At 75.1% G+C, this 15,650-nt stretch carries 15 protein-coding genes; 8 read left to right on the top strand and 7 right to left on the bottom strand.

Going from position 1 to position 15,650, the window contains the following annotated elements:
- Positions 1-68 precede the first annotated feature (68 nt).
- The 8 genes from IEY37_RS18365 to IEY37_RS18330 are packed head-to-tail and all read left to right on the top strand — an operon-like array spanning position 69 to position 7,697.
- Positions 69-1,736 carry an ABC transporter substrate-binding protein gene (locus IEY37_RS18365; RefSeq protein ID WP_188944212.1) on the top strand — a complete coding sequence of 556 codons (1,668 nt, stop codon included), beginning with the start codon at positions 69-71 and terminating at the stop codon, positions 1,734-1,736.
- On the top strand, positions 1,723-2,826 hold the full coding sequence (locus IEY37_RS18360; RefSeq protein ID WP_229674626.1) for an ABC transporter permease: 1,104 nt from the start codon (positions 1,723-1,725) through the stop codon (positions 2,824-2,826). Before IEY37_RS18365 ends, IEY37_RS18360 begins: the two co-directional genes overlap by 14 nt.
- Positions 2,823-3,764: an ABC transporter permease gene (locus IEY37_RS18355; protein ID WP_229674625.1), complete on the top strand. Its 942-nt coding sequence runs from the start codon at positions 2,823-2,825 to the stop codon at positions 3,762-3,764. The genes IEY37_RS18360 and IEY37_RS18355 overlap by 4 nt, the downstream gene beginning before the upstream one ends.
- The gene (locus IEY37_RS18350) at positions 3,764-4,771 is read left to right on the top strand and encodes an ABC transporter ATP-binding protein (protein WP_188944210.1); all 1,008 of its coding nucleotides are present in this window, start codon (positions 3,764-3,766) and stop codon (positions 4,769-4,771) included. The genes IEY37_RS18355 and IEY37_RS18350 overlap by 1 nt, the downstream gene beginning before the upstream one ends.
- Positions 4,768-5,760: an oligopeptide/dipeptide ABC transporter ATP-binding protein gene (locus IEY37_RS18345; protein ID WP_188944208.1), complete on the top strand. Its 993-nt coding sequence runs from the start codon at positions 4,768-4,770 to the stop codon at positions 5,758-5,760. Before IEY37_RS18350 ends, IEY37_RS18345 begins: the two co-directional genes overlap by 4 nt.
- Positions 5,757-6,236: a Rid family hydrolase gene (locus IEY37_RS18340; protein ID WP_229674624.1), complete on the top strand. Its 480-nt coding sequence runs from the start codon at positions 5,757-5,759 to the stop codon at positions 6,234-6,236. The genes IEY37_RS18345 and IEY37_RS18340 overlap by 4 nt, the downstream gene beginning before the upstream one ends.
- Complete coding sequence (locus IEY37_RS18335; RefSeq protein ID WP_188944206.1) at positions 6,233-7,270, top strand: LLM class flavin-dependent oxidoreductase; 1,038 nt, start codon at positions 6,233-6,235, stop codon at positions 7,268-7,270. Before IEY37_RS18340 ends, IEY37_RS18335 begins: the two co-directional genes overlap by 4 nt.
- Positions 7,263-7,697, top strand: a complete 435-nt coding sequence (locus tag IEY37_RS18330; RefSeq protein ID WP_229674623.1) for a Cif family virulence factor — start codon at positions 7,263-7,265, stop codon at positions 7,695-7,697. The genes IEY37_RS18335 and IEY37_RS18330 overlap by 8 nt, the downstream gene beginning before the upstream one ends.
- 70 nt (positions 7,698-7,767) lie before the next feature.
- Here the strand turns inward: IEY37_RS18330 and IEY37_RS18325 are convergent, their stop codons facing one another.
- The 7 genes from IEY37_RS18325 to IEY37_RS18295 form a co-directional block, all read right to left on the bottom strand.
- Positions 7,768-8,076, bottom strand: coding sequence for an ArsR/SmtB family transcription factor (locus IEY37_RS18325; RefSeq protein ID WP_188944203.1), 309 nt, complete (start codon positions 8,074-8,076; stop codon positions 7,768-7,770).
- A complete protein-coding gene (locus tag IEY37_RS18320; RefSeq protein WP_188944201.1) occupies positions 8,073-8,570 on the bottom strand; it encodes an SRPBCC domain-containing protein in 498 nt (165 codons plus the stop codon). Before IEY37_RS18320 ends, IEY37_RS18325 begins: the two co-directional genes overlap by 4 nt.
- A 136-nt stretch (positions 8,571-8,706) precedes the next feature.
- The gene (locus IEY37_RS18315; protein WP_188944199.1) at positions 8,707-9,564 is read right to left on the bottom strand and encodes an HpcH/HpaI aldolase/citrate lyase family protein; all 858 of its coding nucleotides are present in this window, start codon (positions 9,562-9,564) and stop codon (positions 8,707-8,709) included.
- The gene (locus tag IEY37_RS18310) at positions 9,561-10,817 is read right to left on the bottom strand and encodes a CaiB/BaiF CoA transferase family protein (RefSeq protein WP_188944294.1); all 1,257 of its coding nucleotides are present in this window, start codon (positions 10,815-10,817) and stop codon (positions 9,561-9,563) included. Before IEY37_RS18310 ends, IEY37_RS18315 begins: the two co-directional genes overlap by 4 nt.
- Positions 10,818-10,869: 52 nt before the next feature.
- The gene (locus tag IEY37_RS18305; RefSeq protein WP_229674622.1) at positions 10,870-13,104 is read right to left on the bottom strand and encodes an SUMF1/EgtB/PvdO family nonheme iron enzyme; all 2,235 of its coding nucleotides are present in this window, start codon (positions 13,102-13,104) and stop codon (positions 10,870-10,872) included.
- Positions 13,101-14,465: an ADP-ribosylglycohydrolase family protein gene (locus IEY37_RS18300; protein ID WP_188944197.1), complete on the bottom strand. Its 1,365-nt coding sequence runs from the start codon at positions 14,463-14,465 to the stop codon at positions 13,101-13,103. The genes IEY37_RS18305 and IEY37_RS18300 overlap by 4 nt, the downstream gene beginning before the upstream one ends.
- Positions 14,462-15,625, bottom strand: coding sequence for an ADP-ribosylglycohydrolase family protein (locus tag IEY37_RS18295; protein WP_188944195.1), 1,164 nt, complete (start codon positions 15,623-15,625; stop codon positions 14,462-14,464). The genes IEY37_RS18300 and IEY37_RS18295 overlap by 4 nt, the downstream gene beginning before the upstream one ends.
- Positions 15,626-15,650 lie beyond the last annotated feature (25 nt).

The following is a 15,650-nucleotide window of genomic DNA, read 5'->3' as shown; positions in this document are numbered from 1 at the left end:
ACGTTACGCCAATCGTTTGCACCCGAGGACCCGGAGGACTCATGCGTCGATCGCCAGCGGTGGGAGCCATGGTCGTGGCCGCGGCACTGCTCGTCTCGGCCTGCGGTGGCGGGGGCGGCTCGTCGTCGTCCTCGTCGTCGTCGTCCGCCTCGTCCTCGTCCGCCTCCACCTCCGCCGGGTCGTCGGGGTCCGGCGGCAGCACAAGTTCCGGCGGCAGCACCACCACCGCGGGCGGCGACACCGGCGGCGGCGCCGCGCCGTCGGGATCGATCGTGGTCGAGACGGCCTTCCAGCTCAAGACCGCCGACCCGGCGCGGATGTTCGAGCCCACCGGCCTGCTCATCGACCACGCGCTCTACGACACCTTGCTGACCTTCAAGGGCGGCGACGTCAAGACCCCGGTCCCGGACCTCGCGGAGTCGTACACCGCGTCCAAGGACGGCACGACGTTCACCTTCAAACTGCGCCAGGACGCGGTCTTCTCGGACGGCAGCCCGGTCACGTCGGCGGACGTGGTGTTCTCGCTGCAGCGCGTCGCCAACATCAAGGGCAACCCGTCGTTCCTGATGGCCGGCATCACGGTCTCCGCCCCGGATGCGCACACCGTGGTGCTGACCAGCAAGACGCCGAACCCGGCGATCCCCTACATCGTCCCGAACTCGGCGCTGGGGATCGTGAACTCCAAGGCCGTCAAGGCCGCCGGCGGGACCGACGCGGCCGGCGCGGACACCGCCGACAAGGCCGAGAACGCCCTGAACTCGGCGTCCGCCGGCAGCGGCCCGTACACCCTGACCAGCTACAGCACCACCAGCCAGGTCGTGCTGACGGCGAACCCCAAGTACTGGGGCACCAAGCCCAAGTACGAGAAGATCGTCATCCGCAACGTCCAGGCGAACGTCCAGAAGCTGGACGTGCTGAAGAACGCGGCGCAGATCGCCGTCGACCTGTCGCCCGCGCAGGCGCAGGGCGTCAGCAACGTGCAGGTGGTCAGCGGCGCCTCGCCGAACGTGTTCTTCCTCTTCAGCAACAACAACAGCGCCGTCTCGAAGGTGACGTCCAACAAGGACTTCCAGGAGGCCGTGCGGTACGGCATCGACTACGACGGCCTGGTCAAGCTCGCCGGCACCGGCGCCGTGCAGGCCGCCGGGATCATCCCGAGCACCTTCGTCGGCAGCCTCGCCGAGGGCTCCGGGGTCAAGCGCGACGTCGACCGCGCAAAGGCGGCGCTGGCCCGGTCCGGGCTCGGCAACCCGACGGTGACGCTGTCCTACCCGAGCGACATCCAGGTCAACGGGCTCAACTTCGGCGACCTGGCCAGCCGGGTCCAGCAGAACCTCAAGGACGTCGGCATCACCGTGATGCTGGCCGGGCAGTCGGTGTCCACAGCGCTGGACGCCTACCGCGCCGGCAAGAACCAGCTGGGCCTGTGGGAATGGGGCCCGGACTTCCCGGACCCCAGCGACTACCTGAACTTCCTGCCGGGCCAGCTGGTCGGCCTGCGGGCCGGGTGGGCCAAGGGCGCGGACCCGGCGTTGGAGGCGCTGGGCACCAAGGCCGGGACCACGCTGGACACCGCCGCGCGAACCACGCTGTACCAGCAGATCCAGACGTCGATGAACCAGTCCGGGCCGATCATGCCGCTGCTGCAGCCGGCGCAGATCCTGGTGGCCGCCAACTCCGTGAAGAACGTGCAGTCCAACGCACTCTGGCTGGTCAACCTCAGTGAGCTCCAGTAGTCCGCTGGAGGCCCCAGCGGCCCCTGCGTCGCCGCCCGCCCCGGCGCGGCGCAGGGCCCGGCCGGGCCGGCAGCGTCTCGGCCGGTTCCTGCTCAAGCGGATCGCCGCCGGCCTGCTGCTGTGCGTCGGCATCACCCTGGTCTCGTTCCTGCTGACGCAGCTGGTCCCCGGCGATCCGGTGACCGCGAACCTCGGGCAGCAGGCGTCCGCCGATCCGGCCGCGGTGGCCGCCTTCCGCCACCAGTACGGGCTCGACCGGCCGGTGCCGGTGCAGTACCTGGTGTACCTGGGCAACGTGCTGCACGGCGACTTCGGGATGTCGCAGCAGAGCCACCGCCCGGTGTCCACGGACCTCGCGGAGTACATCCCGGCCACCATGGAGCTGGCGTTGTTCGCCATCGTGGTGAGCATCGTGATCGGCGTGCCGCTGGGCATCCTGGCGGCGGTCTACCGCGACCGCTGGGTGGACCAGGTGCTGCGGGTGGTCAGCCTGGCCGGCGTCTCGATGCCGACCTTCTGGATCGCGCTGCTGGCCTTCTACTTGCTCTTCTTCAAGCTCGGAGTGCTGCCGGGCGGCGGCCGGCTGGACCCGACGGAGACGCCACCGACGCACACCACGGGCTTCTACACCGTCGACGCGCTGCTGCACGGGCAGTGGTCGCTGCTCGGGTCCGCACTGCTGCACCTGGTGCTGCCGGGCCTGGTGCTGGCGACGTACACCGTCGGCATGCTGCTCCGCTTCACCCGCGCCTCCGTGCTGGAGATCCTCGGCCTGGACTACGTGCGGGCGGCCAGGGCCAAGGGCCTCCCGGAGCGGGTGGTGGTGCTGCGGCACGTGCTGCGCCCGGCGTTGATCTCGATCATCACCGTCGCCGGGGTGGCGTTCGGCAGCCTGCTGTCCGGCACCGTGCTGGTCGAGAGCATCTTCAGCTGGCCGGGTCTGGGCCAGTACGCCTACAACAGCGCCAAGAACCTGGACCTGCCGGCCATCATGGGCGTCAGCGTCGTGGTCGCGGTCGTGTACATCGTGATCAACCTGCTCGTTGACGTGCTCTACGGCGTCATCGACCCGAGGATCCGGCTCTCGTGACCGTCGCCGAATCGCCGCTCGACCCGCCGGCTGGGGTGCCCGCCGGCGAGCGCCCCGACCCCGGCGCCGCGGCCGGCGGACCGGGCCGGACCGGCCGGGCCGGGCGCGGCAGCCGTCGCTCGCCGTGGCGGCAACCGCTGGCCGTCACGGGATTCGTCGTGCTGGCGCTGTGGACGCTGGTCGCCGTGTTCGCGCCGGCACTGGCGCCCTACGACCCGGACGCCCAGGCGTTCGACACGCTGCAGGCGCCGTCCGGGGCGCACCTGTTCGGCACCGACGAGGTGGGCCGCGACGTGCTGTCCCGGGTGCTGTTCGGCGCCCGGATCTCGTTGCCCTACGCGGTGATCCTGGTCGTCGCCGCCATGCTGATCGGCGCGGTGCTCGGCGGGCTCGCCGGGTACTTCGGCGGGTGGGTGGACGCGGTGGTCATGCGGCTGGCCGACCTGGTCTTCGCGTTCCCGGGCATCATCCTGGCCCTGGCCATCGCCGCGGCGCTCGGCCCGCAACTGCGCAACGCGGTGATCGCGGTGGTGGTGGTGTCCTGGCCGTCCTACGCCCGGCTGGTGCGCAGCCTGGTGCTGTCCGCACGCGGCGCGCAGTACGTGGTCTCCTCCCGGTTGCTGGGCGCCTCGGGGCTGCGCACGCTCGTCGTGGACATCCGCCCGAACAGCGCCGGGCCGGTGTTCGTCATGGCGGCGCTGGACGTCGGCAACGCCGTGCTGCTGCTGTCCGGCCTGTCGTTCCTCGGCCTGGGAGCCCAGCCGCCGACCGCCGAGTGGGGCGCCATGGTCGCGGCGGGCGCCCAGAACTTCGACCGGTGGTGGGTCGGCCTGTTCCCCGGCCTGGCCATCCTGACGGTCGTGCTGGCCTTCAACTTCGTCGGCGACACCCTGCGGGACGTGCTGGACCCGCGGACCGCGCGGGAGGTGCGCGCGTAGTGGCACCCCTGCTCGAGGTGCGCGGCCTGCGCGTCGCCCTGCCGACCCGGCGCGGCCCGCAGCTGGCCGTGGACGACGTGTCCTTCGACGTCGACGCCGGCGAGATCGTCGGCCTGGCCGGCGAGAGCGGCAGCGGCAAGACCATGACGGCGATGACCCTGCTCGGCCTGCTGCCGCCCGGCGCGCGCACCAGCGGGTCGGCCCACTTCGCCGGCACGGAGCTGGTCGGGCTTCGGCGGCGGGCCTTCCGCGACGTGCGCGGCCGGCGCATCGCCATGGTTTCGCAGGACCCGGCGACCGCGCTGCACCCGATCCTGACCATCGGCACCCAGCTCACCGAGCACATGCGGCACCACCTGGGCCTGTCGGCTGCCGCCGCTCGGGCCCGCGCGGTCGAGCTGCTGGCCGACGTCCGCATCCCCGACCCCGAGCAGGCCCTGCGGTCCTACCCCGGCCAGTTCTCCGGCGGCATGCGGCAGCGCATCGCCATCGCGGTCGCGCTGGCCGCCGAACCGCAGCTGCTGCTCGCCGACGAGCCCACCACCGCCCTGGACGTCACGGTGCAGGCGGGCATCCTGCGGCTGCTGGACCGGCTGCGCCGGGAGAAGGAGCTGGCCGTCGTGGTGATCACCCACGACCTCGGCGTGCTGTCCGCGGTGGCGTCCCGGGTGCACGTGCTGTACGGCGGGCGGCTGGCCGAGAGCGGACCGGCCGCGACGCTGCTCACCCGGCCCCGGCACCCGTACACCCGCGGGCTGCTCGACGCGCTGCCGCACCCCGAGGCGGCCGCCGCCCCGCTCCGGCCGATCCCCGGCGCGCCGCCCAGCCTGGGCGCGGTCCCGCCCGGTTGCCCGTTCCACCCGCGGTGCGCGTTCGCGCAGCCGTCGTGCCGCGTCGACCCGCGTCCCGAGGCCGTCCCGGTGGATCCCGGGCACCGGCTCGCCTGCCCCCCGGATCCGCTGCGCGGCCGTCCGGCGGAGCCTGTCGCGGCGGTGCGGACGTCATGACCGCTCCCCTGTTGCGGCTGCGCGACGTCGCCGTCGAGTACGGCCGGGGCGCGGCCCGGGTACGCGCCGTCGACGGGGTCGACCTGGACGTCCGGCCGGGCGAGATCCTCGGCCTGGTCGGCGAGTCCGGTTGCGGCAAGTCCACTCTCGGCCGTGCCGCGACCGGCCTCGAACCTCTGGCGCGCGGCACCGTCGAGTTCCTGGGACGGCCCGTCGAACCCGCGGGGCGGCGCCGGCGCGGCGCCGACCTGCGCCGGCTGCAGATGGTGTTCCAGGACCCCTACGCCTCGCTCAACCCGCGCCGCAAGGTCGGCGAGCTGATCGCGGACGGCGTCGTGCTCGGTGGCGGCCGCCGCGCCGACGGGCTGCGCCGGGCCCGGGAGCTGCTCGAGCGGGTCGGCCTGCCCGGCGACGCGGTGGGCAGCTACCCGCACGAGTTCAGCGGCGGGCAGCGGCAGCGGATCGCCATCGCCCGCACGCTGGCCGCCGACCCGGCGTGCATCGTCGCCGACGAGCCGATCAGCGCACTCGACGCCTCCGCCCAGGCGCAGGTGGCGAACCTGCTCTCCGAGCTGGTGGCCGAGGCGTCGCTGGGCATGGTGTTCGTCTCGCACGACCTGTCGGTGGTGCGACAGGTGGCGCACCGGGTGGCCGTCATGTACCTGGGCCGGATCGTCGAGATCGGCGACACCGCAACGGTCTGGTCCGACCCCCGGCACCCGTACACCGAGGCGCTGGTCGCCGCCATCCCCCGCGCCGACGGGGCCGGCACGCTGCCGGTCGACCTGCCCGGCGACGTCCCGGACCCGGCCGCACCGCCGTCCGGCTGCCACTTCCACCCGCGCTGCCCGCTGGTGCAGGACCGGTGCCGGGTGCAGGACCCGCGGCTGGAACCGGTGGCCGGACGCAGCGCCGCCTGCCTGGTCCGCGCCCCCGGGTCGGGAAATCGGGCCGGCGCGGTCCCGCTCACCGGACCGGGCCGCCCGTGACCCGGGCACACCCCGGCGACGCGCCACCCCCGGACGGCCAGGGCACGGTGCCCACCGACGTGCACGGCCCGGTGCCCACCGACGTGCACGGCACGGCACGGTTCCGGGACGCCACCGGCTGGCAGGAGGTCGGCGGGTACAGCCGCGCCGTCCGCCGCGGCGACACCGTGGTGGTCAGCGGCACCACGGCCACCGGCCCGGACGGCGCGGCGCTGCACCCCGGTGACACCTACGCGCAGACCGTGGAGTGCCTGGAGCGGGTGCTGGCCGCGGTGTCCGCGCTCGGCGGGACCGATCGCGACGTGGTGCGGACCAGGGTGCTGCTGGCGCCCGGTGCGTCGTGGCAGGAGGCCACCCGCGCCCACGGCGAGCGGATGGCGGCGGTGCTGCCGGCGAACACCACGGTCTACGTCGGCGGGCTGATCGGGGACGGCTTCCTGGTCGAGGTCGAGGCCGAGGCGGTGCTGGCGCCGTGAGGTTCTCGGTCCGGGTGAACAACGACCTGCCGGCGGACGAGCTGTTCCGGCTCGCCACGACGGCGCAGGAGCACGGGTTCGACCAGCTCTGGGTGTCCAACGACCTGCTGCTCCGGTCGGCGCCGGCGCTCGTCGGGGCGCTCGCCGTCCGCACCTCGACACTGCAGCTGGGCATCGGCGTGGTCAACCCGTACTCCGTCCACCCCGCCGAGCTGGCCATGGCGGCGGCGACGCTGCAGGAGCTGTCCGGCGGTCGCTTCCTGCTCGGCGTGGGTGCCGGGTCCGCGGAGTTCCTGTCCTGGGCCGGGATCCCGCGTCCCGAGCCGCTGGCCCGGACCCGGTCGGCGGTCGCCGCGCTCCGCGCCCTGCTCGGTCACCGCGACGTCGATGCGGGGGACCTGCCGGACTGGTACAAGTCGCAGAGCCGGCTGCGCTGGGACGTCGACCGCCCGGTGCCGGTGTACGTCGGCGCCATGGGACCGCGGATGCTGCGGATGGCCGGCGAGGTGGCCGACGGGGCGCTGCCGCTGCTGTACCCGCCGGAGCGGTTCCGCACGGCCGTCGACGCCGTGCAGGCCGGCCGCACCGCCGCCACCCACGCCGGGGGGACCGCCCGCCCGTTCGACCTGCCGGCGTGCTTCTGGGTGTCGGTGTCCGGCGACGGCACCGCGGGACGCGACGCCCTGGCCGAGAAGCTGGCCTACTACGGCCCGTCCATCTCGCCGGTGCTGCTGGCCGACGCCGGGCTGACCCCGGAGGACTTCCTGCCGGCGGCGGCGCTGGCCCAGTCCGGTCGGCCCGCGGCCCGGCTCGTCGACGACCGGATGCTGGCGCTCGGCATCGCCGGTGACCCGGCCGCGGTGGTGGCGCGGTGCCGGGCGCTGCAGGAGCGCGGCGCCACGCACCTGTCCTTCGGGCCACCGCTCGGCCCCGACCCGGTCGCCGCGCTGGCCCTGCTCGGCCGCGAGGTGCTGCCGGCACTGCGCGCCGTCACCGACCCCCGACCCGAATCCGCAGGGAGCCGCCATGGATGAGACAGCGCAACGGGTCTGGGACCGGATGCGGCAGGTGTACGCGGGGTTCCTCGCCGGTGACCCGGCCGCCGTGGACCGGCTGCTGGACCGGGACGTCACCCTGTGGGACTCCGAGGAGCCGCAGCTCGTCCGCGGGCTCGGCGAGCTCGCGGAGCTCCGCGGCCGGCGCCCGGCCGGCGACGACGGCCCGGCCGGCGAGGCCGGTTCCGGTGGTGCGAACCTCGAGGTGCCCCGGGTGGTCGACCTGCAGGCGTCCGACCCGGTGGTCGACGTCTGGGGCGACACGGCACTGCTGCGGCACCGGCTGCGCGTGGTGTTCTCCGGCGGACGACCGGACCAGTGGATCCGCAACACCAGCGTCTGGCGGCGCGTCGACGGCGAGTGGTTCGCGGTGCACAACCACGAGGACGTGCTCGCCGCCCCGTGACCGCACCGAAGGTGCCTCCCGTCGGCGCTGTCCGACCTGTCCGGTCGACCCGCCGGACGTCACCGGGGCGTCACAACGACTCGGCGACGGCCTTGATCGCGGCCAGCCGTCGGTCCCAGGTCCGCGCGATCTGCTCGAGTTCGCCGGCGAGGCGGGACAGCTCGGCGCCCGCGGCCCGGTACCGCAGTTCGCGGCCGACCCACGCCGGCTCCACGAGCCCCGTCTCCTGCAGCACGGACAGGTGCTTGGCGATCGCCTGCCGGGAGACCGGCAGCCGCTTGGCCAGGGCCGACGCCGACAGGTCCTGCTCCCCGACGAGCTGCAGGATGCGCCAGCGGGTGTCGTCGGCGAGCACGGCGAAGGTCCGGGTGAGCGTCACGTCGCGGCACCGGTCAGGTACTCGACCAGCTCGCCCAGCTCGAAGGCCCAGCCCTCGGTGTTCTTGCGCACCGTCTCGGTCGGGTCCACCGCCGTGAGCTCGGAGAACCCGGACTCGACGACCGTCAGCAGGGTGCCGGAGCCGTCGGGCCGCAGGGTGAACCGCACGAGCGTCGAGTTGCCGGCGTCCGGTTCGAGATCGGCGCGCAGCGCCCAGCGGAAGGCGAACACGCGGCCCTCCTCGAGCTCGGTGACGTCCGCGAGAAACGTGCCGTAGCAGTCCCTGTCCTCGGGCCGGACGTCCCGCGGGGTGTCCCAGTGCAGGGTCAACCGACCGCCGACACGGGCCTCCAGGGTCACCCGCTGCCCGAACCACCGGGCCAGCAGGTCGGCTCGGGTGAGTGCGGCCCACACCTTGTCGACCGTCGCGTCGATGCGCACGCTGCGCTCGATGCGGTCCAGCGACGGGTCGGCGGTGCGTTGTGGTGCGGTCATGGCGACCTCCTGGAGACGTGGGCTTGTGCAACTCGACGATTGCACGTCGCCGCCGGCAGCGCAATCCCGAGGTTGCAGGCGACCCGGGAAGACCGCGGCGGGCCGACCTGTCGGACGGCACCCCGCCGGGTGGGCGCTATCCCCCGGCGCCGTCCTCGTGGTCCGCGGCCAGCGCCAGCGTCGCCTCGGCCCACCCGCGCATGGCGGCGTCGACCATCGACCCGTCGGCGGTGCGGGCGGCACCGGCCGGGCCGTCCAGCGCCTCCAGCACCTCCCGGGCGGCCGCCAGCTCGCCGGCGGTCGGCCGGAACGCCCGGCGGATCACCGGGACCTGGCGCGGGTGGACGGCGCTGCGGCCGTGGCACCCGACCGCCCGGCCGGCCGCGCACGACCGGGCCAGACCGTCCAGGTCGTCGAGCGCGGGGTAGGCGGCCATGGCCGGCCGGCGCAGACCCGCCGCGGACGCGGCCACCGCCAGCTGCAGGCGGAGCGGCGCGAACGCGGCGTCGCCCTCGATGCCCAGGTCCGACCGGAGGTCCGCCTCCCCCAGGCCGACGGAGACCACGCCGGGGGCCGCGGCCACCTCCGGTGCGGCGAGCAGCCCGCGGGCCGACTCGATCAGCGCGGCGACCGGCACGTCGGCGGCCGCCCGCAGCGCGGCCACGTCCGCGGGCGACTCCGTCTTGGGCAGCCGGACCTCGGCCGGCCGGTGGCCGGCCCCGAGCAGCCTGCGCAGCAGCTCGAGGTCCTCGGCCCAGCCGACGGTGCCGCGGGCGTTCACCCGGATCGCCATGCCGACACCGGCCACCTCGGTGCCGATCTCCCCGACGAACGTCTCGACGGCTGTGCGCGCCAGGTCCTTCCGCTCCGCCGCCACGGCGTCCTCCAGGTCCAGCACCACCAGGTCCGCCCCGGAGGCCACCGCCTTGGCGAACCGCTCGGGGCGGTCCCCCGGCACGTACAGGGCGCAGACCGGCCCGGGTGCGGCCCTCACACCGCTCCCTCCGCGCGCAACGCCGCGATGTCCTCGGCGGTGAACCCGACATCGGCCAGTACGTCGTCGGTGTCGGCGCCGTGGGCCCGTCCGGTCCAGCGGATCGACCCTGCCGCGTGCTGCAGCCGGAACAGCACGTTCTGCATGGCCACGTGCCGGAAGTCCGGGTCCGGGACGTCGACCACCGTGCCGCGGTGCCGGACCTGCGGGTCGGCGACCAAGCCGTCGACGGTGTAGACCGGGGCGACCGACGCCGACACCGCGTCGAAGGCGGACACCACCTCCGCGGCCGTGCGCCGGCCGATCCAGTCCCCCACCGCGGCATCGATCTCGTCGACGTGCTCGGCCCGCCCGGCGCCGGTGGCGAACCACGACCGGTGGACCAGGTCCTCGCGGCCGACCAGCGTCAGCACCCGCTCGGCGACCGAGGTGGCGCTGGAGGAGACCGCGAGGAAGACGTGGTCGGCGGACTCGTAGACGTTGCGCGGCGCGTTGTTCACCGAGCGGTTGCCGCTGCGCGGCTGGATGAGGCCCAGCTGGTCCCACGCGGTGATCTGCGGGCCCATCATCATCAGGATCGGCTCCAGGATGCTCAGGTCCACCACGTCGCCGCGGCCCGTCCGGTCCCGCTCGGTCAGCGCCACCATCGTCGCGAAAGCCGCTGCCAGTGCCGCGATCCCGTCGGCCAGCGCGAACGGCGGCAGCAGCGGCGGACCGTCCGGCTCGCCGTTCGCCCCGGCGAACCCGCTCATCGCCTCGGCCAGCGACCCGAAGCCGGGACGGTGGGCGTACGGGCCGGTCTGACCGAACGTGGTGACCCGGCAGACGACCAGCCGCGGGTTGTGCCGCCACAGCACGTCGGGCCCCAGTCCCCAGCGTTCCAGCGTCCCGGGCCGGAAGTTCTCGACCAGCACGTCGGCGTCGGCGAGCAGGGCCAGCAGCACGCGCCGGCCACCGTCGGTGTGCAGGTCGGCGGTGACGGTCCGCTTGTTCCGGCCGATGGTCTTCCACCACAGCCCGATGCCGTCCTTGCTGACGCCGTGCCGCCGGCTGCCGTCGGGATGCTGCGGGTGCTCCACCTTGACCACGTCGGCCCCGAAGTCGGCGAGATAGGTGGCGGCCAGCGGGCCGGCGAACAGCGTCGCGACCTCCACAACCTTGAGCCCGTGCAGCGGCGCGCCGCCCGGCTCGGCGGCATCCGACCGCCCGGCGTCGCCGTGGTCCGCCTCCGCGCGGCCGCTGTCGTCCTGCATCAACACGTCTCGCCTCCGTCGCAGCCCGGTCGGTCCCGTCGGGCCATCGGTCTCAGTAGTCGATCGGGCGGCCGGGCGCGACGATCCGCTCCGGCCCGAGCCGGGTCTCCGGTTCCGGACCCCAGGCCACGGTGAAGCCGACCGTCGCCGACCGGCCCACCCCGCGGCCCTGGTCGAGCGCCTTGGCGATCCAGCCGGGCGGTTGCGGTCCGGAGTCGAAGTACCACCCGGAACCCTCCCGTGGGCGATCCGTGCCGCCGACGAGCACCGTCCAACGGGTCGGCCCCTCCTGGTAGCGGTCCGCCGTCCGGAGCCAGACACCCGGTGCTGCCGCGCCTGTCCCGCTCGCGGCCAGCACCCACTCACCGGCGGTCGGCAGCCGCCCGCCGGCCCAGGCGCACCACGCCGCGGCATCGGCGGCGTCGACGAAGGTGACCGGAGCGCCGGCGTCCGCATCGCCGACGGCCGGAGCGCCGGAGGCCGCACCGTCGGCGGCCGCACCGTCCGGTGCCAGGAACCGGTACGGCACGGCCGGCCGGTAGCCGGTGTCGCGCAGGAACTCGAGGTACTCGCCGCGGGTGACCGGCGCGGTGCGCACCCGCGTGCCGCCCGCCGGCACCGTCACCACGCAGTCCTGCTCCATCACCGCATGCAGGTCCGGGGCCAGCGGTTTCCAGGCGTCGACCCACCAGGCACCGGAGAACATGCCGGTCTCCCGGCGGCGGAACCGCAGCACCAGCGGGTGTTCCCCCGCGGGCAGCGGGACGGCCCGACCGGCGGTCGCCGGCACGGCCCGGCCGGCGGCCGCCGCGCCGTGATCGGGCACCGCACGGTCCGCTCCGGCCGCGGGGCCGGCGCGGCCGGTACTCGGGACGCGCGGCGCCGGGGAGCCCAGCCGGCGCAGCGGCCGCTCCGGGAAGGCGGTCCCGGCCGCGGGAGCGGTTTCCGGCCCGGGCACCGCTCCGGCGGGCGGTGGTCCGGCCAGCGCGGCGCCCAGCCCGCGGGCCGGGACGGTGACCCGCCCCGCCGGCCCGGCCGGCGCACCCGTGGCGAACAGGTCCACCGCGGGCTCGGGCAGGTCGACGGTGGCGTCCGTGCCGGTCCTGTTGACCAGCAGGTAGAGGCGTCGGCCGGCGTCGGCGAACCGCGACGCGTAGATGCCCGCCGCGTCGGCCGCGGGACCCAGATCCACCAGCGGCGTCCAGTCGCCGTTCTCGAGCAGGTCGCCGAACCAGCGGTGCACGTGCCGCATCCGCCGGTGCCCGGCCCGGTCCCGCTCGTTCCACCCGACCCAGCTGCCGAACACGTTGTCCCACAGCAGCACCCCGCAGCCGTTCAGCCACGCGGACTGCAGCTCGTCGCTGTGGTCGCGGTTCCAGCGCCGGGTGTGGTGCTGCACGTGCCGCCGGTCCAGCCAGTGCGCGCGGAGCACGCCGGGCACCCGGCTGTCGGCGAACCACTGCGCCCAGGACAGCTGGTGGGTCCGCATCGCCGGGACGCTGATCCGGGACTCGCTCTCCAGCACCCGGTGCGTGCCCACCGTGGCGACCAGCTCGACGGCCGCCTCGCGCAGGGTGTCCAGGAACAGCCCGTCCGCCCGGAGCCGGTCCAGGGTGTCCCGCACGGCGGCCGCGTCGCCGGCGGGCGGTCGCCGGGTGGCGGTGTCCCACGGGTTGTAGTCGAGGAACACCCGGACGCCGCGGCGGTGCAGGCGGTCGACGACCTCGGGCAGGCCCGGCACGTCGTAGAAGTCGAACTGGTTCCGCTCGTCCAGGCCGATGACCGGGTACGCGTGCCAGAGCACCACCGCGTCGACGCCGCCGAACTCCCGGTCCAGGTGGTCCAGCAGGCGTTCCGGCTCCCAGCGGTCGAGATCCCAGTCGTACAGCCGGTCGTCCCAGAGCCAGGCGACGAACACCGTGCGGCACCGGGCGGCCCACGGCTGCGGCTCCGGACCCGGGATCCCGCCCGGCGGGACCCGCGCCGCGGCCTCGTCGCGCCAGCGGGCCAGCCGGCGCCGCCAGCGCGGCCGGTCGGCCGGGTCCGCGGGTCCCGCGAAGATCTTAGCGGCGTCCATGTCCGTGGTCGACGGCGGGCGGCCGTCCAGCCGGGACAGCGGCGCCAGCCCGCGGACCGGTTCGCCGTCCACGCCGCCGAGGTCCACGGTGACCGGCCCGTCCAGCGGCCGCGGATGGAGCAGGTCCCGGCCCGCCAGCACGTCGACGCCGTCCCGCAGGTCCTCGGCGTCGTCCTGGTCCGAGCGGGCGGCGTGACGGGTGACGCTCACGACGGCTGCCCGGCCAGCTCGACGGTGCGCCGCACCAGGTCCGGCACGCGGGCGTCGGCGAAGCCGGGCAGGCTGCTGGCCACCCGGCCGCCGATCGGGTCGGTCCACCGGTCGGCGATCCCTTCCGGCCCGACGACGGCGCCCACCAGCCCGCCGACGGTCGCGCCGGTGGAGTCGGTGTCCCACCCCGACACCGCGGTCAGCGCCACGGCCCGGTCGAAGTCCGTGCCGTGCCGGGCCACCGCGTAGCAGACCAGCGCCGCGTTGTTCACGGCGTGCACCCAGTGCAGGTGGCCGAACCGCTCGTACAGGGCGCCCAGACCCTGCTCGTCCGTCAGGCCGCGGTGGCCGAGGTCGACGGCCGTGTCGATGGCGGCGGCCAGGGTGCTGCGCGGCGGCACGACCGAGCGGCCGGCCTCGAGGACCGCGTCGGGGCCGGCCCCGGCGACCGCCGCGGCCGCCATGGCGGCGTTGGCCATGGCCGAGTAGAGCCCGCTGCCGGTGTGGCTGAGGCGCCCGTCGCGCCAGGCCAGCTCCGCGGCCTCGGCGGGCCTGCCCGGGCAGACCCAGCCGTAGACGTCGGTGCGGATCGCCGCGCCGATCCACTCGCGGAACGGGTTGGCGGTGACCGGCACCTGCTCCACCGGCAGGGCGTCCAGCAGGTTGCGGTAGGCGGCCCGCTCGGCCGTGAAGACGAGCGCGGCCGGCAGGTTGCGCAACCAGGAGTCGGCAACGTCCTCGGTGGTCAGCGCGCGACCGCGCCGCTCGACCAGCGCCAGCGCGAGCAACGAGTAGTTGATGTCGTCGTCCTCCGGCATGCCGTCGATGTTCTCGGCCATGCTGTGCACCCGGCTCGCCCGGTTCCACGGGTAGCGCTCGCTCACCTCGGCCGGGACCCCGGCGGCCGTGATGTAGCCCCGCAGCGGCCACTGGCCCGAGCTGCGCAGCAGGGCCTCGATGCCCGCCCGCGGCACCTTCTCGACGACCTTGCCGACCAGGCAGCCGACCAGCCGGCCGGTCCAGGCGCCGGCGGTCCGCCGGGCGAGCTCGGCGGCGCCGGGCACGGGCAGGGCGGCCGGGGGCGTCGCCAGCGTCGCCAGGATCGCGGCCAGGTCGCGCGGCTCGGCGGCGGCGTAGGCGGCGGCGACCGGGCGGGCGTCGAGCTCCGCCAGCAGCCGGCGGGCCAGCGCCACCAGCTCCGGCGCCGGCGGCTCGGGGGTGGCGCCGTTGCGGCCGATCGCCGGCGCCCCACCCGCGTCCAGCCAGCGCCGGCGCAGGTCCTCCACCTCTTTGCCCTCGTGCGCCGCCTGCTCGAACTCGTGGAGCAGGCTGTCCTCCGGCTGGACCCAGGTCAGCCTCACGACCCGGCCACGGCGACGCTGGCCTCGCGCCGGCGCCACCGCTGCTCGAGCCGGGCCCGGTCGTCCTCGGCGATCTTCCGGGCGACCGCGGCGAGGGTGCGGCCAGGCGCCCGCAGGTCGGTGCGGCTGGCCTCCTCGATGGCGTCCGCCCACTCCGCGGGCACGGCCGCCGTCCCGCCCAACGCCCCGGCCAGGCTGCCCACCATGCCGGCGATCGAGTCGCTGTCCCGGCCGTAGTTGACCGCGCCGAGCACGCCGCGCCGGAAGTCCCCGCCGGTCGCCACGAGGTAGCCGAGCGCGATCGGCAGTTCCTCGATGGCCTTGGTGCGGCTCGGCTTGCGGCTGTCGAGGGCGGGCTGCCGGTACACCGGGCCGACGGTGTCGTACGGCAGCACCGACTCCCGCAGGGCCCGGGCGAAGGCGAACGCGTCGGCCTGCACCTCCGGGCCGATGTCGCGAGCGGCCGCCACCACGGCGGCCACCGCGTCGCGGGTGCCGTCCTTGGCCAGTTCCTGCGCCACCGCGACCACCGAGTCGACGGTGGCCCCGGTGGCCATGGCCTCGGCGACCGCGGCGGCCAGCACGCCGGCAGCCTCCCGGCCGTAGGAGGACTGGTGCGCCCCGGCCATGTCGATCGCCTCGGCGTAGGCGCCCTCCGGGTCGCCGGCGTTCACCACGCCCACCGGCGCGATGTACATGGCGGCGCCGCAGTTGACCAGGTTCCCGACGCCGGCCTCGCGCGGGTCGTTGTGCCCGTACCGCAGTCGCAGCACCAGCCACTTCTCGGCGAGGAAGACCCGCTGCAGCAGGACGGTCTCGGTCTCCAGCTCCGGGATCCAGTGCCGCTCGTCGACCATCTCGGGGACCAGGTCCGAGTCGACGGCGTACGCGTCCAGGTGCCGCGCCAGCCGGTCGTACACCCGGACCAGCGCGTGGGTCATGAGGGTGTCGTCGGTGATGTGCCCGTCGCCCTTGTGGTACGGCGACATCGGCCGGGCGGTCCGCCAGTCCTGGTGGTAGGGACCGACGATGCCGGTGACCGGTCCGCCCCACCGCTGCTCGATCTGCTCGTGCGTCCAGCCCTCGGTGGCACCACCCAGGGCGTCGCCGACGGCGCCGCCCACCAGGGTCGCGACGGCGCGGTCCTCGAACTCGTCCATGTCCTCTTCTCTCTCGTGCTCGTCG

Origin of the sequence: Nakamurella endophytica (genome assembly GCF_014646215.1) — a bacterium.
GTDB lineage: Bacteria > Actinomycetota > Actinomycetes > Mycobacteriales > Nakamurellaceae > Nakamurella > Nakamurella endophytica.
Note: the sequence above shows the minus strand (reverse complement) of the source record. Positions and strands in the feature narration are given on the sequence as shown.

Bases quoted from the DNA above. Each gene is read 5' to 3' on its own strand.
- IEY37_RS18345 (WP_188944208.1), top strand. From the start codon at position 4,768: ATGACCGCTCCCCTGTTGCGGCTGCGCGACGTCGCCGTCGAGTACGGC.
- IEY37_RS18365 (WP_188944212.1), top strand. From the start codon at position 69: ATGGTCGTGGCCGCGGCACTGCTCGTCTCGGCCTGCGGTGGCGGGGGC.
- IEY37_RS18310 (WP_188944294.1), bottom strand. From the start codon at position 10,817: ATGCAGGACGACAGCGGCCGCGCGGAGGCGGACCACGGCGACGCCGGG.
- IEY37_RS18330 (WP_229674623.1), top strand. From the start codon at position 7,263: ATGGATGAGACAGCGCAACGGGTCTGGGACCGGATGCGGCAGGTGTAC.
- IEY37_RS18295 (WP_188944195.1), bottom strand. From the start codon at position 15,625: ATGGACGAGTTCGAGGACCGCGCCGTCGCGACCCTGGTGGGCGGCGCC.
- IEY37_RS18320 (WP_188944201.1), bottom strand. From the start codon at position 8,570: ATGACCGCACCACAACGCACCGCCGACCCGTCGCTGGACCGCATCGAG.